The 19,704-nt window shown below is 61.3% G+C and carries 21 protein-coding genes; 8 read left to right on the top strand and 13 right to left on the bottom strand.

Annotated elements, in window-relative coordinates:
* Positions 1-16: 16 nt before the first annotated feature.
* Positions 17-700, bottom strand: a complete 684-nt coding sequence (locus H567_RS0103060; protein WP_028320268.1) for an RluA family pseudouridine synthase — start codon at positions 698-700, stop codon at positions 17-19.
* Positions 701-765: 65 nt separating this feature from the next.
* Between H567_RS0103060 and rsmG the strand changes: the two genes are divergently transcribed.
* Positions 766-2,235, top strand: a complete 1,470-nt coding sequence (gene rsmG, locus H567_RS0103055; protein WP_028320267.1) for a 16S rRNA (guanine(527)-N(7))-methyltransferase RsmG — start codon at positions 766-768, stop codon at positions 2,233-2,235.
* Between the two features lie 408 nt (positions 2,236-2,643).
* Here rsmG and dtd read toward each other — a convergent pair whose 3' ends face one another.
* Positions 2,644-3,093 (bottom strand): D-aminoacyl-tRNA deacylase, encoded by a 450-nt coding sequence (gene dtd / locus H567_RS0103045; protein WP_028320266.1) that lies wholly within the window; start codon positions 3,091-3,093, stop codon positions 2,644-2,646.
* A gap of 207 nt (positions 3,094-3,300) precedes the next feature.
* Here dtd and H567_RS22810 point away from each other — a divergent pair, with 207 nt between their 5' ends.
* Positions 3,301-4,710 carry a B12-binding domain-containing radical SAM protein gene (locus H567_RS22810; protein WP_051184432.1) on the top strand — a complete coding sequence of 470 codons (1,410 nt, stop codon included), beginning with the start codon at positions 3,301-3,303 and terminating at the stop codon, positions 4,708-4,710.
* Here the strand turns inward: H567_RS22810 and larB are convergent.
* The 3 genes from larB to H567_RS0103025 all read right to left on the bottom strand — a co-directional run bounded on the left by larB (position 4,697) and on the right by H567_RS0103025 (position 7,906).
* Positions 4,697-5,446, bottom strand: coding sequence for a nickel pincer cofactor biosynthesis protein LarB (gene larB, locus H567_RS0103035; RefSeq protein WP_028320265.1), 750 nt, complete (start codon positions 5,444-5,446; stop codon positions 4,697-4,699). The genes H567_RS22810 and larB overlap by 14 nt on opposite strands.
* A 268-nt stretch (positions 5,447-5,714) precedes the next feature.
* Positions 5,715-6,053, bottom strand: a complete 339-nt coding sequence (locus H567_RS0103030) for a hypothetical protein (RefSeq protein ID WP_028320264.1) — start codon at positions 6,051-6,053, stop codon at positions 5,715-5,717.
* Positions 6,054-6,157: 104 nt separating this feature from the next.
* On the bottom strand, positions 6,158-7,906 hold the full coding sequence (locus tag H567_RS0103025; RefSeq protein WP_035253261.1) for an AMP-binding protein: 1,749 nt from the start codon (positions 7,904-7,906) through the stop codon (positions 6,158-6,160).
* A gap of 212 nt (positions 7,907-8,118) precedes the next feature.
* Here H567_RS0103025 and efp point away from each other — a divergent pair, with 212 nt between their 5' ends.
* The 4 genes from efp (at position 8,119) to H567_RS0103005 (ending at position 11,379) form a co-directional block, all read left to right on the top strand.
* Complete coding sequence (efp, locus tag H567_RS0103020; RefSeq protein ID WP_028320262.1) at positions 8,119-8,682, top strand: elongation factor P; 564 nt, start codon at positions 8,119-8,121, stop codon at positions 8,680-8,682.
* The gene (gene epmA, locus H567_RS0103015; protein WP_244155409.1) at positions 8,669-9,616 is read left to right on the top strand and encodes an EF-P lysine aminoacylase EpmA; all 948 of its coding nucleotides are present in this window, start codon (positions 8,669-8,671) and stop codon (positions 9,614-9,616) included. The genes efp and epmA overlap by 14 nt, the downstream gene beginning before the upstream one ends.
* 232 nt (positions 9,617-9,848) lie before the next feature.
* On the top strand, positions 9,849-10,454 hold the full coding sequence (locus tag H567_RS0103010; protein WP_161626555.1) for a DnaJ domain-containing protein: 606 nt from the start codon (positions 9,849-9,851) through the stop codon (positions 10,452-10,454).
* A 283-nt stretch (positions 10,455-10,737) separates the two neighbouring features.
* The gene (locus tag H567_RS0103005) at positions 10,738-11,379 is read left to right on the top strand and encodes a nitroreductase family protein (RefSeq protein WP_244155408.1); all 642 of its coding nucleotides are present in this window, start codon (positions 10,738-10,740) and stop codon (positions 11,377-11,379) included.
* 79 nt (positions 11,380-11,458) lie between these two features.
* Here H567_RS0103005 and H567_RS0103000 read toward each other — a convergent pair whose 3' ends face one another.
* The 5 genes from H567_RS0103000 to H567_RS0102980 form a co-directional block, all read right to left on the bottom strand.
* Complete coding sequence (locus H567_RS0103000) at positions 11,459-12,607, bottom strand: acyl-CoA dehydrogenase family protein (RefSeq protein WP_028320258.1); 1,149 nt, start codon at positions 12,605-12,607, stop codon at positions 11,459-11,461.
* Positions 12,608-12,651: 44 nt separating this feature from the next.
* Positions 12,652-14,166 (bottom strand): class I adenylate-forming enzyme family protein, encoded by a 1,515-nt coding sequence (locus tag H567_RS22800; RefSeq protein WP_035253258.1) that lies wholly within the window; start codon positions 14,164-14,166, stop codon positions 12,652-12,654.
* A 63-nt stretch (positions 14,167-14,229) separates the two neighbouring features.
* Positions 14,230-15,522, bottom strand: coding sequence for a TRAP transporter large permease (locus H567_RS0102990; RefSeq protein WP_028320257.1), 1,293 nt, complete (start codon positions 15,520-15,522; stop codon positions 14,230-14,232).
* A gap of 3 nt (positions 15,523-15,525) precedes the next feature.
* On the bottom strand, positions 15,526-15,993 hold the full coding sequence (locus H567_RS0102985; RefSeq protein ID WP_028320256.1) for a TRAP transporter small permease: 468 nt from the start codon (positions 15,991-15,993) through the stop codon (positions 15,526-15,528).
* Positions 15,994-16,062: 69 nt separating this feature from the next.
* Positions 16,063-17,061 (bottom strand): TRAP transporter substrate-binding protein, encoded by a 999-nt coding sequence (locus H567_RS0102980; protein WP_161626554.1) that lies wholly within the window; start codon positions 17,059-17,061, stop codon positions 16,063-16,065.
* A 291-nt stretch (positions 17,062-17,352) separates the two neighbouring features.
* On the opposite strand from H567_RS0102980, the gene H567_RS0102975 reads away from it, so the two are divergent.
* Positions 17,353-17,844 (top strand): response regulator, encoded by a 492-nt coding sequence (locus tag H567_RS0102975; protein WP_028320254.1) that lies wholly within the window; start codon positions 17,353-17,355, stop codon positions 17,842-17,844.
* Positions 17,845-17,920: 76 nt separating this feature from the next.
* Positions 17,921-18,529: a TetR/AcrR family transcriptional regulator gene (locus tag H567_RS0102970; RefSeq protein WP_028320253.1), complete on the top strand. Its 609-nt coding sequence runs from the start codon at positions 17,921-17,923 to the stop codon at positions 18,527-18,529.
* Between the two features lie 207 nt (positions 18,530-18,736).
* Here the strand turns inward: H567_RS0102970 and H567_RS22795 are convergent, their stop codons facing one another.
* From H567_RS22795 to H567_RS0102950, 3 genes are all read right to left on the bottom strand, one after another.
* Positions 18,737-18,937 (bottom strand): CooT family nickel-binding protein, encoded by a 201-nt coding sequence (locus H567_RS22795; RefSeq protein ID WP_035253255.1) that lies wholly within the window; start codon positions 18,935-18,937, stop codon positions 18,737-18,739.
* A 135-nt stretch (positions 18,938-19,072) separates the two neighbouring features.
* The gene (locus H567_RS0102955; protein WP_028320252.1) at positions 19,073-19,261 is read right to left on the bottom strand and encodes a ferredoxin; all 189 of its coding nucleotides are present in this window, start codon (positions 19,259-19,261) and stop codon (positions 19,073-19,075) included.
* 4 nt (positions 19,262-19,265) lie between these two features.
* The gene (locus H567_RS0102950; RefSeq protein WP_028320251.1) at positions 19,266-19,643 is read right to left on the bottom strand and encodes a DnaJ domain-containing protein; all 378 of its coding nucleotides are present in this window, start codon (positions 19,641-19,643) and stop codon (positions 19,266-19,268) included.
* Between the last annotated feature and the right edge of the window lie 61 nt (positions 19,644-19,704).

Genomic DNA, 19,704 nt, shown 5'->3' with positions numbered 1-19,704 from the left:
CCGCTGCTCGCGCCCTTCAGTCCTTGCCGGGAGGCCAGGGCCAGGCGGGAGGGATCGGGGAAACGAGGGTGACCGCTTCGTCCCGGGTCGGATGGCGGACGGTCAGGCTGCAGGCCAGGAGGGCCAGGAGGCCGGTTTTTCCTGCCGCCCTGCCGCCGTAAAGCCGGTCTCCGAGAATGGGACAGCCGATGGAGGCGAGCTGCAACCGGATCTGGTGGTGGCGCCCACTCAGAAGTTCGACCTCGACCAGGCTCGATCCGCCCCGCTGGTCCAGGGTTCGATAGCGCAGTTCGGCCTTTTTTGCATCAGGGTGCTCTGCTGGTACGATGAGCGCCCTTTTTCCGTTCCAGCTCACATAGGAGGTCAGGGCGCCCTCAGCGGGTTGCGGCGTGCCGACGACAACGGCACGATAGATCTTCCGGCAGCTCCGCTCACGGAACTGTTCCGAAAGCCGCCGCGCCGCCTTGGAGGTGCGCGCCAGGAGGACCACCCCCGCAACCGGGCGATCCAGCCGGTGCACCAGCCCCACGAAGACCTCGCCGGGCTTTGCGTAACGCGCCCGGATATAGTCCTTCGCCCACTCGAGAAGCGAGTAATCCCCGGTGTGGTCGCCCTGCACCAGCATCCCGGCCGGCTTGTAAAGCCCCAGCAGGTGGTTGTCCTCGTAGAGGACCCTAACCGTCTCTCGATGAGCGATCATCTCGAACCACCCGCTTCCGGACCGGCGGCGCCGGCACGAAACGCAATATGATGAGAGGAGACCCGATGCGTCCAGGCCTCAAGGCCATGATCGCCCTCTTCGAGCGCAGCGGCATCATGCTTTCGGAGCAGGAGGCCAGGCAGTTCTGGCGGTTCCACACGCACCTGCGCGAACGGAACGCCGAACTCGACCTGACGCGGATCACCCATTTCGACAACATGGTCATCAAACACTATGTAGACTGCTCCCTGGTGCCCCAACTCATCGACCTGCCCTCCCCGCTCCTGGACATCGGCTCGGGCGCAGGGTTCCCCGGCATCCCCATCAAGATCCGGCGGCCGGAGATCGAACTGATCCTGGCCGAGGGTCGCCGCAAACGGGTCGATTTCCTCCAGGAGGTCTGCGATCTGCTGGGACTGTCGGGGGTCACCATCCTTCATGCCACTATTAAACCCGATTTCGACCTCCCGGTCCAGGGGGTTATCACCCGGGCGGTGGAAACCATCGGGAGGACGCTTGCGAGGGTGGAGCCCTTTCTGCCGCCGGGCGGAGAGGTGATCTTCATGAAGGGGCCGCACTGCGACGAAGAACTGGCAGAGGCATCGAGGCGGCTCGGGGAAACCTATGAACTGAAGGGGGACAGCGCCTACATCATCCCGCAGACCCCGCACCGCCGCCGCCTCATCGTCTTCAAACGCCGGGAGGGGGCCGGGCCGCGGGCGCGAAGACCGCTGACGGCCGGGGCCGCCCCGCTCGCGGCGGCCGCCCCGCAGCGGGAGGCCGCGGAGATCACCAGCGCGGCCAACCCCTTCTTCAAAGACCTCCAGAAAATGACCCGGGCGCGCGGGATCAAAAAGCTCGGAACAGCCCTCTTCTGGGGGGCGAAAAATATCGCCGAGATCCTCGCGGACTTTCCGGCGCAGGCCGCCGGCATCATCTATTGCCAGGGGGAAGACCCGCCGGACCTTCCCCTGCCAAACGGCTTGCCGGCCTATGTGCTCGCCCGGGACCTCTTCCGCCAGATCGACCTTTTCGATACGCGCTACCCGGTCCTCCTCGTGCGCCTGCCCTCGATGGAAACGTGGTCCGCGGCCGGCGCGCCGCCGGGCTGCACCCTGCTCGTCCCCTTCCAGGACCCGGCCAACGTCGGCGCCGTCATCCGCTCGTCCGCAGCCTTCGCAGTGGACCGCGTCGTGCTCCTGCAGGAAGCCTCGCACCCCTTCCACCCGAAGGCCGTGCGGGCGGCAGGCAGCACCCTTTTCCGGGTGCCGCTGCTGGAGGGCCCCTCCATCGAAGCGCTCCACCCGGACCGGCTGCCGCTGATCGCCCTCTCACCGGCAGGGCGCGACATCGGGCGGTTCCACTTTCCTGAGCGCTTCTGCCTGATACCGGGACTTGAAGGCCCCGGGCTGACCGATACCCTGGCAAAGGCGGAGACGCTTTCGATCCCTATGGCCCGCGGCGTCGAATCGCTGAACGCCGCGCTCGCCGCCGGCATCGCCCTGTATCTCTGGCGCCGCGGACTGAACGGCTGAAACCCGGGCCTTCTTCAGGGCGATCACGGTCGGGAAAAGGCGTATACTTACGGCGCGGTGGACTGAGCGCTTGAAATCCGGGCCGGCGCCGGCGCCCCGGACAGAACCGGGGGCACCGGCGCCGCTCTGAAGGATTTTCGAAAAAGGGACTGGATTCAACGAGGTCAACAAAGGGGATATGCAAGTCAACTGTCAACAACATCGGAAGACCATGGAACTGCTTGGTCTGAAGCTGCAAATCGAAGAATCGGAGATGGACGCTGAAACGCGGAAGGCCATTCAGGCGCGGATCCGAGAACTGGAGCACGACCTGCAGATGGACTGAGGCAGGGTTGTGCGGAGAGGGGCCGCCGGACCCGGGAAAGTCCAACGGGTGCCGGCCGGCAGGGATCTCGCCTGAAGGGGTTTTCAGAAGGTCTTTTCGCTGTCGATGAGGATGGTCACAGGCCCATCATTGACGAGGTGGACCTTCATCATTTCCTGAAAGCGGCCTGTGGCCACGGTGAGGCCCGTTCCCTTCATCTCCTCGACGAACCGGGCGTAGAGTTCGCGAGCCTTCTCCGGCCTGGCAGCGCGCACGAAGGATGGGCGGCGCCCCTTGCGGCAGTCGGCCCAGAGGGTGAACTGGGAAACCACCAGCACCTCCCCCTGCACATCCTGGACGGAAAGGTTCATGGCCCCGCCGGCATCCGCGAAAATCCGCATCTCGGCGATCTTCCGGGCCAGATAGGCCGCATCCGCCTCCGTATCCGCCTCCCCGACACCCAGCAGCACGAGGAGACCGGGGCCGATCCGTCCGACGACCGTTCCGTCGATATCCACCCGCGACTCTTTCACCCTTTGTATAACGGCGCGCATCGTCTGAAAGCCTCCCTTGAAAGACCGAGTTTCCTTGAACGGGCAAGAGGCCATGCGGGCGACCGGCCCGGGCGCAGGAACTGCAGCCGGCACCTGGACCTGGCGGGGCCGAGCGGCTCCGCCACAGATTTGCGGGGCGCGGGGACGGAAGGTCGCACCGGCGCACCGGCTGCGCGGGATACATTTAAACGAAAGGAACCGTCTTCGATGGGCCCGACCCTGGTCCTGATCAACCCCTGGATCCACGATTTCGCCGCCTATGACCTCTGGGCCAAGCCGCTCGGCCTGCTCACCCTGGCCGCAGCGCTGCGGCGCAGCGGCTACCGCATCCATCTGATCGATTGCCTCGATGTCCACCACCCGTCCCTGCTCGAGGGCGAGGGTCCCCTCGCCGTCAGGCGGCGTCTCTACGGAACGGGTAAATACCCGCGCCTCGAGATCCCGAAGCCTGCCTGCCTGAACTTCGCCACCCGCCCTTACAGCCGCTACGGCATCAGCCCGGCCGCCTTCCAGGCGGATCTGGCCGCCGTCCCCGAACCGGGCGCCATCCTGGTGACCTCTCTCATGACCTACTGGTATCCGGGCGTCCAGGCCGCCATCGCCGCTGCACGCGCCGTGCATCCTGAGGCGCCGGTGATCCTCGGAGGGATCTACGCGCGCCTCTGCCGTCGGCACGCCGCGGCAACAAGCGGCGCCGATCACGTGGTTTACGAAGACGACCCGCAGGCGCTCATCGCCTTGCTGACCTGCCTCGGGCTGCCCCCGCCGCCCGCGGCGGGACGCAAACAACCCTTGCACCCCTACCCGGCCTTCGATCTCCTCCACGGCCTAGACTATATCTGTCTGCTCGCCTCGCGGGGCTGCCCCTACCGCTGCCGCTACTGCGCAGGCCCCTTTCTGAACCCGCACACGGCGCGGAGAGAAGCGCAAGACGTCGTTGACGAAATCCGCTATTGGAGGCATGAAATGGGCGTCGCCGATATGGCCTTTTACGACGACGCGCTCCTCGCCGGCCCCGGGGATTCGATCCGGGGCCTCCTCGAAGGGATCGCCCGCGAGGCGCCGGACGTCCGCTTCCACACGCCGAACGCCCTCCACGTCCGGGAGATCTCACGCGGAACCGCCCTCCTCATGCGTCAGGCGGGGTTCCGGACCATCCGCCTGGGGCTCGAATCGGCGGATTTCTCAGACCGGCGCATGGACGAAAAGGTGCGGCAGGGGGAATTCGAAAGGGCGGTGGAAAACCTTCTGCACGCCGGATTCCAGGGGACGGAGATCGGGGCCTACCTCCTGGCCGGCCTGCCGGGCCAATCCGCCGAGGCCGTCCACGCGGCCCTCTCCCTGGTGGAAAAGGCGGGCGTCATGCCCTTCATCTCCGAATATTCGCCGATCCCGCACACGGCCCTCTGGGAGGCGGCCCGGGCCGCCTCGGCCTACGACCTGGCCGGCGAGCCCTTGTTTCACAACAACACCCTGCTCCCCTGCTGGGGTGCGCACGAACGGGCCCGCCTGCCGGAACTGAGGGGCAAGCTGCGCACCATCCGCGAATCCGTCCGAGACCGCAGCGCCCACCCGCCGCATGCCGTCACGGCCGAAGCCGACTTCAGACCCGGTTGATCAGACTCGCCGCATAGCCCGCGCCGAAGCCATTGTCGATATTGACCACCGTCACCCCGGCCGCGCAGGAATTGAGCATGCCGAGAAGCGCCGCCAGGCCTTGAAAACCCGCGCCGTACCCTATGCTCGTGGGCACTGCGATGACCGGCCGGTCTACGAGCCCGCCCACCACACTCGGAAGCGCCCCTTCCATACCGGCGACCACGATGATGACCGAGGCCTGCCGCAGGCGCTCCTGCGCCCGCAACAGCCGGTGCAGCCCGGCAACGCCTACGTCATAGAGCGTCTCCACCGTGTGGCCGAGAAAGCGCGCCGTGACGGCCGCCTCCTCGGCCACGGGAATATCGGAGGTCCCGGCGCTCACGACGAGGATCGTCCCCCGGCCTGCCGGCCCGGGGCTTTCGCGGATGAGGGTGAGAACGCGCCCGCGGGGGTGATAGACGCTCTCCGGGAAGGCCCGCTCGAGGACCTCGGCCTTTTCGGGGGCGAGGCGGGTCACGAGGACGTTGTCCCCCGCGTCGATCATCCGCTCCATAATCGCCTGGATGTCGGCGGCATCCTTCCCTTCGCCGTAGATCACTTCGGCCGCGCCGCGCCGCAGAGGGCGGTGATGGTCGAGGCAGGCAAACCCCATGTCTTCGAACGGGAGCGATTTCAGGCGCTCGAGACACGCCTCGACGGTGGTCTCTCCGCGCTTCAACTCCCTCAGAATGCCTTCCAGTTGGTCTCTATTCACGCTCTTTCACGCACATCCCTTCCGCTTCGGGCCGAAGGGGCGCCTTTCAGCCGCCGGCCGGCCGGGCCTTCATTCCTTGGACACCCACCGCCATCCATCGCGGCAGGATCCGCACGTCAAACCAAGCTGCAGGGGTATTCCCTGTAAAAGACGCCACAGACGGCGACCTCGAGGACCGGAGAAAAGAACCAACCCAACAGACATGAGGAGGCGGCTGCTGAAAACGACCCGCCGGGACCCCCATCCCGGCCAGGCCCGCACAGGCGGTTCAATCGAGCAGATGTTCCTCTTTCAGAGCCGTCATGGCCCGCTGGCCGATCGTCGTCACACGGCTGAGGGCCTTGGTCAGGTGGTGCACCGCATCGAAGCCCACGCCGGAGGCAACCATCACCAGCGCCTGGTCCAGAAAAGACTGGACCTCCCCCCAGCCCTCGTCGGGGGCGACCCGCGAGGACAGCTGCACATCATGGGCAATCAGGTTCACGAGGGTCCTGATCACCCCCTCTGCACCGCGCTTTTCCATGCCCTGAAGGGCGTCCGTGGACTGAAGGGCGGTCGACGCCCAGATGATGCCGGCTTTGATCTTTTCACTTTGGGAAAACGCCATAATGGCTTCCTGATGCGTCACGGGCCAAAACCATCCTTTCTGTATGTTGGAAGGAGAGGAGCGCCGAACCGCCTGCCGGATCCGGCAACAGCACGCTGCGCGGATCACGCCTTGGGCTTTTCGTGAAACGCCCTGTAGACCGGATCGGCTTCCATGAGCTGCCGGCGCATCACCTTGCCGACCAGTGTCTTCGGAAGATCATCCCGCAACTCGATCAACTTCGGCACCTTGTAGTGGGTGATATTCTCCTTGCACCACTCCCTCAGCTCCGATTCGGTGATCTTCCCTTTCCAGTTGTCCTTAAGAACCACCCAGACCTTGATGAGTTCGCCCGTCTCGGGGTCAGGCAGGCCCGAGGCAGCCACCTCCAGCACCGACTCGTGCCGCCCGACGAGTTCTTCCACCTCTTTCGGGAAGACCGAGTAGCCCCGCACCTTGATGAGCTGCTTCTTGCGGTCGCTGATCGTGACCCGCCCATGTTCATCCACATAGCCGATATCACCGGTAAAAAGCCAGCGCTTACCGTCCCACTCCCGGATCGTGTCCGCCGTCTCCTTCGGTTGATTCAAATATCCTAGCATAACCTGGGGGCCGCTCGCCACCAGTTCGCCGTGCTCGCCGACAGGGAGTTCCTCGGTCCCCGTGGCGATATCCATGATCTTCCATTCAGTTCCCGGCAGGGGCAGGCCGATGGTACCCGTCGTGCGAAAATCCGTGAGCGGCCCGGCGGAGATGACCGGGGAGCTTTCCGTAAGCCCATAACCCTCGACAATGACTGCGTTCGTCGCCTTCTCGAAGCGCTCCTGAACCGGACGGTGAAGAGGACCCGCCCCCGAGATGCAGGCACGCATCTTCCGGGCGATCGGAAATTTCCCGATCTCCGGGTAATCCGCCATCCGCTGGAAAAGCACCTCGGCCCCGCAGTAGATGGTCTGTTTGTCGGGCGCGAGCCGGCAGATCGTCTTGATCAGTTCACCGGTCTCGGGCGGCTTCGGGAACAGCATCATCCACATGCCGACCCGGACGCTGGTATTCATGACCGTGGTCATCGCAAAGGAGTGGAAAAGCGGCAAAACCCCGACGTCGGCAAAGCCCTTTCCCCCCATCCACATCCATAGGGAGCACTGCACCGCGTTCGACACGCAGTTGAAATGCGTGAGTACAGCCGCCTTGGGCACGCCGGTCGTCCCGCCCGTCATGATATAGGTGGCCGGGTCATCGGGGAGAACAGAGACATCCGGCGGGGCCGGCGTCACCGCAAGGAGATCATTGAAGCGGATGGCCGAGGCCGGGACCTCCCCGGTCGGGATCTTCTTGAGTTTTTTCCCGAGCCAGCGCTTCAGCCCCGACATCCGGACCAGATCGACGATGCCGGTCACAATCACGGGTTTGAGAGGGTAGACCTCCGCGATGGGTTTGATCAAGGGCTCGTAAAGAGCGTCCAGGGCGATGGCCGCCTTCACGCCCGTCACATTGAATTGATGGAGGACCTCCGCCGGTTTGTAGGTGGGATTGACCCCGGTCACCACCAGACCGAGACGCGCACAGGCATAGTAGGAAATAACGTATTGGAAGGAGTTCGGCAGAACCAGGGCCACGACGTCCCCTTTCCTGAGCCCCAGACCGTGCAGGCTCGTCGCGAGGGCGTTGACATGGCGGTCGAGTTCGCGATAACTCATGAAGGTTTCGAGGAACCACATCGCCTGCAGGTCGGCATGCTTCGCCGCCGATTCGGCCAACATCTGATACAGTGAGATGCGGGGGAAATCGAAATTCCTGGGGACCTGCTCCGGCCAGCCCGCCTCGGGGCGAAACCAGGGCCGCGACTCCGGGACAAAAAAGGGATTCTCCATCAAGCCTGCCTCCTTGTGAACGTTATTCACCTGATTATGTTAGCATTTTTATATCTGTTTCGGCCTCCGCGCTCAAGTCTTTTCGCTCCGCGGCAACAGGATTTTCTCTTGACCCGAGCCCTTTTTCTATATAAATCAAGGCATCGGCAAAACGATCGGAAACCCGGCCCCCCTCCGGGGGCATCACACATCACCATGAAGGATTGCAGCCTATGTACACAGCAAGCGACCTGCGAAAAGGCCTCAAGGTGGAAATCGACGGTGAACCCTACGTCGTCACCGAGTTTCAGTTCTCGAAACCCGGGAAGGGGCAGGCCCTTTACCGGTGCAAACTGAAGAACATGATCACTGAGGTCATCCTCGACCGGACCTACCGCTCCGGTGACACGTTTCAGCAGGCGGCCCTCGAGGAACGCCGCATGCAGTACCTTTACAACCAGGAAAACGAATTCTGCTTCATGGACGTCCAGAGCTACGAACAGGCCTTCCTCAAAGAAGATCAACTCGGCGACGCCAAGAACTTCCTGATTGACAACCTGGAAGTGGATATCCTCTTTTTCGGGGAAAAGGCGATCGGCATCACCCTTCCCAACTTCGTCAATTTGACCGTTACGAAGGCCGACCCTTGGGTCAAAGGGGATTCGGCGGCCGGTGATTCGAAGCCTGTCACCCTCGAAACCGGTTATGTTCTGCGGGTTCCCCCCTTCATCCAGGAGGGGGAAAAGATTCAGATCGACACCCGCACCGGTGAATACGTTACGCGTGTCAAAGAATAGCCTTCTGCAGCAACCCTCCTCGGCCGTCGACCGCTCCGCCCTGCTCAGGCTGCGTGCCCGCCTGATCCAGGCGGCGCGGTGTTTTTTTCTCGAAGACGGCTTTCTGGAGGTGGAAACCCCCGTCCTCATCCCTGGACCTGCCCCGGAAACCCACATCGACGCCGTCCCGGCCGACGGGGGCTTCCTGCAGACCTCCCCTGAACTCTGCATGAAACGGCTGCTGGCCGATGGCTTCGACCGCATCTTCCAGATCTGCAAATGTTTCCGGAGGGGAGAGCGCGGCCGGCTCCACCTGCCGGAGTTTACCATGCTGGAGTGGTACCGGCTGGACGCCGACTACCGGCGGCTGATGACGGACTGCGAAGAGCTCGTCGGAGCGGTTGCCGAGGCCTTCGATTCCGGACCCGTCCTCCGCTACGAAGGGTGGTCGATCGACCTCACCCCGCCGTGGGAAAGACTGACCGTGGCGGAGGCCTTTACACGCCACTCGCCCGTGCCTCTCGAAGAAGCCCTCGCGGCGGACCGTTTTGACGAGATCCTCGTCTGTCACATCGAGCCCCGCCTCGGAGTAGCCCGTCCCGTTTTTCTCTGCGATTACCCTGCCGCGCTCGGCTCCCTGTCCCGGCTGAAGCCTGCGGACCCCCGATGGGCGGAGCGAGTCGAGCTCTACATCGGCGGGCTGGAGCTCGCCAACGGCTTCTCGGAGCTGACCGACGCCGGAGAACAGTGCCGGCGCTTCCGTGAAGAGGCCTCGGTCCGGCTTCGGGCGGGCAAAGATGCCTATCCCGCACCGGAGCGTTTCCTGCGTGATCTCGAAAAGCTGGCCGGCAGGGAAGCCGCCGGGATCGCCCTCGGCATCGACCGCCTCGTGATGCTCTTCACCGGTCGCATCTGCGTAGACGACATCGTCGCCTTCACCCCCGAGGATCTTTAGGAAGTGCTTGCTTCCCGCGTCATTTCAGTATATAAGGGAAGCGAGTCTGCAAAAATATATTCAATCAGGAATGATCCGACTTTCCCGGAAAATGCGCACCGCCACCCAAACCATAGAGCCATTCGAAATCGCCCTCCAGCCCGAGGCCCAACGTGTGAAGCGTTGCCTTGCGTGCGGTATCATGCCGGTCAAAGGGGGGCGCCGATACTGCTCGAAGGAATGCCGGCAGCAGATGAATTGGGTGCTTTCCTTGTCCAAGGGGCTCCTCAAAGCTTTGAACACCCGCTATGCGGCCTTTTTTTTCACCAGCAACCACGTCATCCTCGACACCCTCCCGGTCTTTTCGAAGCGCATCTCGCGTTTCGTCGCCCGTCGCGCCCCCGGGAACAAACCCGCCCAGGATCTCAAGAATCTGATCCTCCGCTCCGGCGAGGAGTGGCACGATATGGTCCACAACCGCACCTCCAGGAGCTATGCATCGTTCTATATGCTAGAGCGCAACCAGCAGGGGCGCATCGATCCCCAAAGCATCATGCCCGATCGCAACAGCAAGCCCCGGCTCTCGAAGGACGAGAGGACGTGCCTGAAGATCCTGGACCTGGAGAACGAGGATCTTTCTTCCGATTCCCTCATGGTCAAGATCAGGCACGCCTACAAGAAGATGGCCAAACGATACCACCCGGACGTCGGCGGCGACGCAGAGAAATTCAAACAGCTCAGCCGGGCCCACGAACAGATGCTCATCTGGGCCGAAAACCCCCAATACACATCGCGCAAGGCCCTCGAAGACTGCTGGTCCTACGACGGATCCACCAACCGCTGGTCACCCCCGCTGTAATCGAATCGCTTCGGAAACGGTTTTTTTCCGATCGCGGCGTCAACCTGCACGCTCGCTTCTGCTGCGACCACCAACCGTGAAAGCATTTCTCGGACCGCACCTTTTTCAAATCCGCTCTTTTGGAGCCTGGCCGTTTCCGCTATACTACAAACATGTTCTCAAACTCGGACTCAACCAAAAACCAGGCGATCATCCTCTGGTATGCCCTCTACAAAGGGGAACTTTGCCGCATTCGGGAACAGCTCCCGGCCGGGCTGCTTTGCGAGGTATGGCGTGAAGGGGTATGGGTGGCCGGTCCGGATTTTTCAGCGGCGGACTTCACGGGAAGGATGATCAGCGAGGCGGAAGCCCGGAACTGGGTGCGCCTCCACTTTCGCACCAAGACCGTCCGCTCGGCGGGCGGCGGATCACCAAAAAGGGAAAGACCATGATCGAAGCGATCGTCGAGCGACGCAGCATACGCAGCTTCACCCCTGATCCGGTCGAGGACCCAGCCGTCGACCGGATCCTGACCCTCGGGACCTGGGCACCTTCGGGCCTCAACAATCAGCCATGGAAATTCATGGTGGTGCGCGACCCGGCACTGAAAGGCCGGTTGGCCGAACAGACCAGATACAGCCGGGTGATCCTCGGGGCCCCCGTCTGCATTGCCGTCTTCCTCGACAACGCGCAAAGCTACGACCGGGTGAAGGACATCCAGGCCGTCGGCGCATGCATCCAAAACATGCTCCTCGCCATCCACGAAATGGGTCTCGGCGCAGTCTGGCTGGGGGAGATCCTGAAAAACCGCGCTGCCGTCGAGGCCGTCCTCGAAGTCCCTGAGACCTGCGAACTGATGGCGGTCATCGCGCTGGGCCATCCCGCCGAAAAGAAGAGGCCCGGCAGCCGGAAACCCCTCGCCGACTGCCTGCTTGGCCGTAAATAGACCGCCCCGCAACTGCATCAACAACGGTTCAGCCGGTTGACACAAAGACGAGGCAAAAAGACCGTTTTAGTGCCGGAAACTACTGGGGGGTAAGCCCGAGATTGCGGCTCACGATCAGCTTCATGATCTCGCTCGTCCCGGCGAAAATCGAAAGCGAGCGGACATCCCGGGAGATCCGGCAGATGCGGTACTCTTCCATGTAGCCGTAGCCCCCGTGGATCTGGAGCGACTGATAGGCCACCCGGTTGACCATCTCGCCGAGCCAGTATTTCGCCATGGAGACCTGCTGGGTGATGTCGTTTCCCTCGATGTGCTGCCGGATGAGATGGTCCAGAAACACGCGGCCCAACTCCACGTCAGTGGCCATTTCCGCCAGTCTGAAGGCCGTGTACTGGAAATTGCCGATCGGCCGTCCGAAGGCCTCCCGCACCTTGGCGTAGCTGAGCGCCTCCTTCAGCGCCTCTTCGGCGTTCACCTGGCACTTGATGCAGACCTCGAGCCGCTCACGCTGCAGCTTCTCCATCATGTACTTGAAGCCCGCGCCCTCGACACCCAGCAGGTGGGAGGCCGGCACGCGGCAGTCCTCGAAGAAGAGCTCGGCCGTATCCTGCATGTGGTAGCCCATCTTCTCGAGCCTTCGGCCGCGGTGGAACCCCGGCGCATCCTTGTCGACCAAAATCAGGCTGACCCCGCGATGCCCCGCCTTGGGATCGGTCTTGGCGGCCACCACGACCAGATCCGCGAAAAACCCATTGGTGATGAAGGTCTTCTGCCCGTTCAGGACGTAGCTGTCACCATCGCGCCGGGCGGTGGTGCGGATCGCGGCCAGGTCCGAGCCCGCGTTCGGCTCCGTCAGGCCGATGGAGGTGATCACCTCCCCGGTCGCACAGCCGGGCAGCCACCGCTCCTTCATCTCCGGGGTGGCGTACGAATGGACGTAGGGGGTTGCCACGTCGCTGTGGAGCGGCACACCCACTCCAAAGCCGTCTCCCCGGATCAGTTCCTCATTGATGATCACGGAGTACTCGAAGCCCAGTCCCAGGCCGCCGTATTCCTCGGGCAGCCAGGGGCAGAGATAGCCCTGCTCCCCCATCTTGAGCCAGAGGTCCCTCGGCACGGCCCGGTCGGCCTCCCACTGTTCGACGTTGGGGGTGATCTCCTTGGCGACGAACTTCCTGAACGCGTCGCGGAATATCTGATGTTCTTCGGTATACAATGAATCGGTCATCTGGTTTCGTCCCTGATCCTTGACGTTGCGTGAAGTCTTCCCCCTCACGCCTTTTGAAGGTTGATCTGATCGAGCAGGCTCTTTTTGACTTCGCGCTTCAGCATCTTGCCCGCACTGCTCTTCGGTATCGCATCGACGGTGATATATTCCTTAGGCACCTTATAGGGAGCCAGCTTCGACTTCAGGAAGGCCTTCAGCTCGACAGGGTCGACGGTGCGCCCTTCTTGGGTCGTCAAGACGGCCACCACCCGCTCGCCATACTCGTGGTCGGGCACCCCGATGACGGCGCACTCCTGGATCTCCGGCCGCATATAAAGCCACTCTTCTATCTCACGCGGGTAGACATTTTCACCGCCCGTGATGATGAGGTCTTTCAGCCGGTCCACGATGTAGAGATACCCGGTTTCATCGATGAGCCCGATGTCCCCCGACCGGAACCACCGGTCATCCCAGAAGGCGGCGGCCGTCTCGGAGGGTTTGGCCAGGTACTCACGCATGATATTCGGGCCCTGGATGCAGATCTCGCCTTCGACGCCCGGCCCGACGGGGTTTCCCTCGAGATCGCGAATCTCCACCTCGACAAGGTTGGCCGGCGTGCCGACCGAGCCTACCACATGCCGATGGTAGTGATTGAAGGTCACCATCGAGGCGCTCTCGGTCATCCCGTAAGCCTCATGGATATCGAGGCCGGTCCGGCCCTTCCATTCCCGCACCAGTTCGGCGGCCATGCTGGCGGCCGCCGAAAAACAGTAGCGGACCGAGGCGAAGCGCTCTGTGACATCCTTGAGCGCGAGGAGGCGCACGTAGATGGTCGGCACCGCGTAGAATTTGGTCACGCCGAGCCGTTTGATCGCATCGAGCGCACGATCCATCTCGAAGGCCGGCTGCATGATCAGGGTTCCGCCGCTGTAAACGGTGGACCCGGCGATATGCACCTGCGCGAAGACATGGTTGAGGGGCAGGAAGCAGAGCGCCCGGTCCGCCCGGGAGGAGCGCTCGTTGTAGGCCACATTGTGGACCGAGGTCTGGAGGTTCTGGTGGGTCAGGATCACCCCTTTAGGGACCCCGGTGGTGCCGCCGGTGTAAAGGATCGCCGCGGCATCATCCCGTAAACGGTTGACCCAGTGAAACCCCGGGCTGCCTTTCTCGATCAACCCCTCGAAGGTGTGCTCGCCGGACGGTGACACCACCCAATCGAGATAGCCCCTGTCCCGCGCCTCCGCCAGATCCTGCAACCGGTCATCGGTCGTATAGATGAGCCGCGGCCGGCAGTCATCCAGAATAGCCGTCAACTCGTCCTTCTTCAGGGCGGCCGAGATTGTCACCGCCACCGCCCCCGCCTTCAGCACCCCGTAATACATGGCGAGCCAGGCATAGGTGTTGGGCGTGCACAGCGCGACGTGTTCCCCGCGCTGGATACCCAGGTTCGTCAGCGCAGCGGCGATGCGGTTCGATTCCTCGTGAAACTGCAGATAACTGATATCACGATCATTTTCGTTGACGGCGGTCGCCTCGGGGAAAAGGGCGGCCATCCTTACCAGATTTTGAGCGATATTCACGGCCTGGCTCCTTTACAGGTTGGGTTCTTCATTGCAGCACACCATGGTCGATCGGCCCTCCCCTCAGACCTTCCCCAGCAGCAGGTTCGGAACGGCGGTCGAAAGGGCCGGGAAGAAGGATATCAAGAACAACAATGCGATATAGACCAGCAAGGTCGGCATGATCGCCCGCGACACGAACACGAAATCCGTCTTGGTGATGGCGGAGGCCGTATAGAGCAGCAGCCCGAGCGGCGGTGTGATGTACCCGATGCCGAGCGCCACGCTGATCACCAGGCAGAGGTGGATCGGATCGATTCCAAACGAGTCGGAGATGGGCATCAGAATCGGCACCAGGATCATGATCGCGCCGATCGGGTCCAGGAACGTCCCAACCATGAGCAGCAGGAGGTTGGTGAAAATCAGAAAGACCCAGACATTCGGGATGTACTGGAGTGAAACATCCAGGATCCGCTGGGGGATGCCCTGGATCGTGATGTACTCGGCCAGCACCCCCGCCCCCGAAACGGTGATGACCAGCGCACCGCTGATGATGCCGCTGCTGACGAGCATCTTGTAAAAGGCACCCGGGCTGAGGGTCCGATAGATGAAGGCCTCGATGAATATGGCCATGACACAGGAGACCACCGATGCCTCGGTGATCGTGAAGGCGCCCGTGTAGATGCCGGCGAAGAGGACGACGATGACCATGAAGGGGAAGAAAGCGTCTTTGAAAGCCTTTATGAGCCCTTTGCCGTCGAAGGGCTCCATAGCGGTTTTCCCGAGCCCCTTCCAGGCGGAGACAATATAGGCATAAAGGCACAGCCCTCCGACGATCAGGAGCGAAGGCAGATAGCCGGCCGCGAAGAGCCGTACCACCGACTGACCGGCCGTCAGGGCGCAGATGATCATGATGATGCTCGGCGGCACGATGATCCCCAGAATGGCCGAGCTGGTCAGAAGGCCGATCGAAAAGTTCTTCGGGTATTTATATTTGTCCAGGTGCGGGAACAGGACGCTGCCGATGGTCACCAGGGTCGAAATGCTGGACCCGGAGATGGCGCCGAAGACGCCCGAACTGATGACGCCGGTGACGGCGAGCCCGCCGGGCATGAACGAAACGGACTTCCTCGCCAGGTGGATCATCCGGTTGGCGGACTGGCCGTGGACCATGACCGCCCCCAGAAGGATGAAAAACGGAATCGCCAGCAGAGAGAAGTTGTCCAGCTTCTTCACCATGGTCTGGGCGACGAAGATCAACTCCAGGTCGGTGAAGATGACCAGCCCCAGCAGGCCTGTCAGAAAAAGGCTGATGTAGACGGGGATCCGGATAAACAGCAGAAACAGCAGAATTGCCAGAATGATCAGCGTTTCCACGCGTCATCTCCCTTTGAAAAGGTTGACCAGGCATTCCACGGTCCGAAGACCCATGACGAAACCGAAAAACGGGAGCATACAGAAGATCAGATAGACCGGGATCCGCAGAATGGGTGAAAAAGTCTGCATATCGAAAGCAATGGCGACAAACTTGATCCCGAGCACGACGAAGAGGATGCAGGCCAGGAGCCGGACCAGGTTCAGGATGAGATCCAGGCCGAAACGCCATTGCGGGAATCGTTCATAGAGGGCGTTGACCTTGAGCTCCGAACCCCATTTCACGGACGCACACGCGCCCATGAAGGTCATCAGGATGAACAGGTAGGTGGTCAGCTCGTCAGGCCAGGAAAGGGGCCGCCGGAAGACATAGCGGCTCAGGATGCTGATGCTCAGGATGGTGAGGGTGACCGAAAAGCAGAGGAATATGCACCCGTTTTCGAGCCAGCCAAGAAACGTTCCGAGTCTCTTCATGGTAGACACCCCTGCGGAATCGAGCCGCACCCGATCAGAAAGGTGCGGCCCGTGGTTTGCCGGGACCTCTTACATTCCCTTGGTCAGATCTTTGATCTTGTTCAGCCACTCGGTGCCGATTTCAGGCTCGAACTGCTTCCAGACCTGCATCTGGGCCTCTTTGAACTTGGCCATCTCGGCATCCGGCAGGGCAATCACTGTCACGCCCTTCTCCTTCAGCGCCGCCGGCGCCTCCTCGGTCAAGCGCATGCTGGCCTCCCGGGCCTTGACGAAGTTCCGATGGATGCTGCCCATAATGACCTCGCGCTCCTTTGGATCCAGCTTCTGGTACCACTTCTCATTCACGACCAGGAAAAAAAGCCCGAGCATGTGCTTGGTCTCCGTAAAGTACTTGGTCACGTCGGTCAGCCGCAGGCGGGCGACGTTCATCGTCTGGTCCGTGCCATCCACGACCCCTTGCTTCAGGGCCGGAAAGACGTCGCCCCAGGCCATGGGAACGGGGTTGACGCCGAGGGCCTTCCAGAAGGCCACCGGATAGCGGGCCTCTGTAGTGCGCATCTTCATGGCCTTCAAATCATCGAAGGAATTGACGGGCTTGGTGGTGACGAGCCCGTAGACGCCGAAATACGCCGTGTCCAGAACGCGCAGGCCTTTGGGGAGGAGGCAGGTGTAAAGCTCTTCACGGACCGCGTCGTTTTTCAGCAGCGCGTCCCACTTCGCGTAAGATTCCATACAATAGGCCAGCGTGCCGATGCCGAACTTCGGGTCCAGGTCCGGCGCGTAGTTACTGGTTAGAAACCCGGCCTGCAAAGTGCCCATCCGCACCTTGTTGACGATCTCGATCGTGCTGCCCATCTGGGTGCTGTGAAAATATTTCGCCTCGACCACGTCTCCAGCCGTTTCATTCAACTCCTTTTCGATCCACAACCCGACTTCGGCCCCGGGTTCGTTCGGCGGGATGAAGTGGGCGAACTTGAAGGATACCGGGCCGGCCAGCGCGTTGCCGCCAAAGGCCCCGAGCAAAACCGCGCACATGACCACTCCAAAAAAACGAACTGCTCTCCTCATTGTGACCTCCTCATTTCCTTCCATTGATAAAAAGATCGGACAACAAACGGTTGGCACCAAAAGCAGTCTGCCAAAATCAACCGGATCTACTTGTCGGCCGGTAAACTTTTCTACTTGACGACCGGTAGAATTGGTGTCTATATAGCCATAAAGGTTTTAGGCCGTCAACCATTTTTTTTGCAGTAAAGATCGAATTTTTCCGACATGCGGCAGCGGAGACACCGGGGCCCGCCTCGAAGCGGCTCCCTGCACGTACCCATTTCGAATCTTTTTTTATGCGAGGATTGAGCCATGGAAAAGAGGAATCTGCTGGAAGGAAAGAAGGTGCTGATCGTCGATGACGAGCCCGACGTGCTTGAATCGCTCGAAGAGCTGCTTTCGGACTGCAAGGTGACATCGGCGGACCATTTCGAGGCTGCCAAGGCCCTGCTCGAAAGCGAGCGCTTCGACATCGCGATCCTTGACATCATGGGCGTGAACGGTTACGAACTGCTCGATATCGCCAACAAGAGAGGCGTAATCCCCGTCATGCTGACGGCCCATGCCCTGACCCCCCAGGACGCCGCAAAGTCGTTCAGGTCGGGGGCGGCTTCCTACCTGCCGAAGGAGGAAATGCTGAACCTCGAGACCTTCCTGAACGACATTCTGGAAGCCGAGGAAAAAGGCAAAAGCTTCTGGTGGCGGTGGTTTGACAGGCTCGGGGATTACTACGACCGAAAGTTCGGTCCGGACTGGAAGGAAGCCGACAAGGACATCTGGGACATGATCAAGTACGGGGCATAGATTCCGGTTGAGCGGAAGGCTCTTCGCCCTGAAGATTCGACCGTGTCTTCAGACCCATCTTCAGCGAGGCATCTTTATGGCAATCACCGAACGGGAAATGGAAAAGTCGCGGCGCCAGGAAAGGATTTTTCGCACAGCTGCGAGGGTCCTGTGCAACCTCGGGTACGAGAAAGCCTCCCTGCGCGACATCGCCGAGGCCACCCACATGACCAAGGCCGGCCTCTACTACTACTTCAAGAGCAAGGAGGATCTCCTCTACCAGCTTCTGGATGGATATATGGATGAGCTGATCAAGGGCATCCGAGAGATCCACGAAAGAGTGGAGGATCCGCATGAATTCCTGAAGGAGGCGATCCGTTTCCAGGTCGGGATGTACCATCGCGACAGCATCCGCAGCAAGCTGATCATCCATGACGAAAACTGTCTGAGCGGCGCCTACTACCGGAGACTGAAGGACAAGCAGCGCGAATACATCGCCTACTGGCGCAACGGGCTCGAACGGCTTTGCCTGAAGGAGTCGATCAAACTCGATTTTTTGTCGGTCTACGTCAACTTTCTGGTCGGGATCTGCAACTGGATCTATCAGTGGTACAATGCAAGAGGCGATGTCAAACCGGACGACCTCGCCGAACGGATATACGACTTCTTCCTTTACGGGATCGACGGCAACCGCGTGCCGGCCTAATTCGACGCGATCGGAATCGAAGAAGACAGGCCGTTCAGCCCCGCGAGCAACAAGGGTTAAACAGCCCGTCTCGATTTTGAAACCTCCTTTTTTTGGATCCGGCTGGTCTGGTCCCGGGGATCGACCGGTTTTCCGCCGGGCGTGTCCTGCGGCACACCGCCACCCGGCCGGATATAGGCTTGAAATCCTTCCATGTATCGGACGCTTTCAGTGCGATCCACCTGCTCGGTGCAGCACGAAATACCCATCCATCAGATTGACTGTCTCGATCGTCCCTTCAACATATTGTTTGTCGCCGAACATGTCGTAGAGCCAAAAACCGCGGCCCTCGGCCTGGATCCGAGCTACATCCTTCATGATTTCCGTTTGCTGTTCTCCTGAATCCATGTAAACCGTACTCAAACACATATAAGCCTCCCGAATGCCGCCTATGCAAGACACCTTCCCTCTGGGCAGGCGATGGAACCGTCCGGACTGAGCGCAGCAGATCCCCGCACTCCAACGGATACGGCCTGTCCATTGCGCGAGCCCGGCAGAGCATCATCAAACCTCTGAGACGGTAATCGCCTCGTGCTCGCAGACCTCTACGCAACTTTCGCAGCCAAGGCATTCTTCCTCATTGACCGGCACCGATTTTTCATCGATTATTTCATACACATCAACGGGACACACCTCCACACATTCGCCGCATCCCACACACTTTTCAGCATCCACTTCAGGTTTGTAAGCCATTTGACTATAAATTCCAGTTTCTCCACCGGCAGCCCCTCTTCCCGGATTTGCCGCCTCTGCATCCGCCGGGCCGTCCCGGGCCGAAGCCCACACGCGCAAAGGCACGCATCATTTCGAACAACACGTCGTCCCAGTCCGTCCGGCGCGGCACAAACCCATCCTCCGCCCTCCGGTACAGGCCGTCATAACAGCTTCTCTTCGCTTCGTCACCCAGCACCTGGTAACCCTCGTTGATCTCCTTCAGCCGCTCTTCACAGACCGGGTCGCCCTGGTTCCTGTCGGGATGGTAGGCCAACGCCTGACGTCGGCAGGCCTTCTTGATCTCCTCCCCCGACGCTTCAGGCTCGATCTCCAGCACCTGGTAATAATCTTTGAATGCCAATGAAACTATCCTCCCGCTAAGGGGCTGTCCCTCCCTCGATTCCCATCAGACGAGCCAGCCC

It is taken from the genome of Desulfatiglans anilini DSM 4660, from assembly GCF_000422285.1.
GTDB classification, from domain to species: Bacteria; Desulfobacterota; DSM-4660; order Desulfatiglandales; family Desulfatiglandaceae; genus Desulfatiglans; species Desulfatiglans anilini.
This window is presented reverse-complemented; position numbering and strand designations above follow the sequence as displayed.

Excerpts from the sequence above, each read along its gene's own strand:
- H567_RS0103005 (WP_244155408.1), top strand. The coding sequence starts at position 10,738 with ATGGGTGGCCGGTCCGGATTTTTCAGCGGCGGACTTCACGGGAAGGAT.
- H567_RS0102975 (WP_028320254.1), top strand. The coding sequence starts at position 17,353 with ATGGAAAAGAGGAATCTGCTGGAAGGAAAGAAGGTGCTGATCGTCGAT.
- H567_RS0102955 (WP_028320252.1), bottom strand. The coding sequence starts at position 19,261 with ATGGCTTACAAACCTGAAGTGGATGCTGAAAAGTGTGTGGGATGCGGC.
- efp (WP_028320262.1), top strand. The coding sequence starts at position 8,119 with ATGTACACAGCAAGCGACCTGCGAAAAGGCCTCAAGGTGGAAATCGAC.
- rsmG (WP_028320267.1), top strand. The coding sequence starts at position 766 with ATGCGTCCAGGCCTCAAGGCCATGATCGCCCTCTTCGAGCGCAGCGGC.
- H567_RS0103025 (WP_035253261.1), bottom strand. The coding sequence starts at position 7,906 with ATGGAGAATCCCTTTTTTGTCCCGGAGTCGCGGCCCTGGTTTCGCCCC.
- H567_RS0102970 (WP_028320253.1), top strand. The coding sequence starts at position 17,921 with ATGGCAATCACCGAACGGGAAATGGAAAAGTCGCGGCGCCAGGAAAGG.
- dtd (WP_028320266.1), bottom strand. The coding sequence starts at position 3,093 with ATGCGCGCCGTTATACAAAGGGTGAAAGAGTCGCGGGTGGATATCGAC.
- H567_RS22810 (WP_051184432.1), top strand. The coding sequence starts at position 3,301 with ATGGGCCCGACCCTGGTCCTGATCAACCCCTGGATCCACGATTTCGCC.
- H567_RS0103030 (WP_028320264.1), bottom strand. The coding sequence starts at position 6,053 with ATGGCGTTTTCCCAAAGTGAAAAGATCAAAGCCGGCATCATCTGGGCG.
- H567_RS0103010 (WP_161626555.1), top strand. The coding sequence starts at position 9,849 with ATGAATTGGGTGCTTTCCTTGTCCAAGGGGCTCCTCAAAGCTTTGAAC.
- H567_RS0103060 (WP_028320268.1), bottom strand. The coding sequence starts at position 700 with ATGATCGCTCATCGAGAGACGGTTAGGGTCCTCTACGAGGACAACCAC.
- H567_RS0102980 (WP_161626554.1), bottom strand. The coding sequence starts at position 17,061 with ATGAGGAGAGCAGTTCGTTTTTTTGGAGTGGTCATGTGCGCGGTTTTG.
- H567_RS0102985 (WP_028320256.1), bottom strand. The coding sequence starts at position 15,993 with ATGAAGAGACTCGGAACGTTTCTTGGCTGGCTCGAAAACGGGTGCATA.
- H567_RS0103000 (WP_028320258.1), bottom strand. The coding sequence starts at position 12,607 with ATGACCGATTCATTGTATACCGAAGAACATCAGATATTCCGCGACGCG.
- H567_RS22795 (WP_035253255.1), bottom strand. The coding sequence starts at position 18,937 with ATGTGTTTGAGTACGGTTTACATGGATTCAGGAGAACAGCAAACGGAA.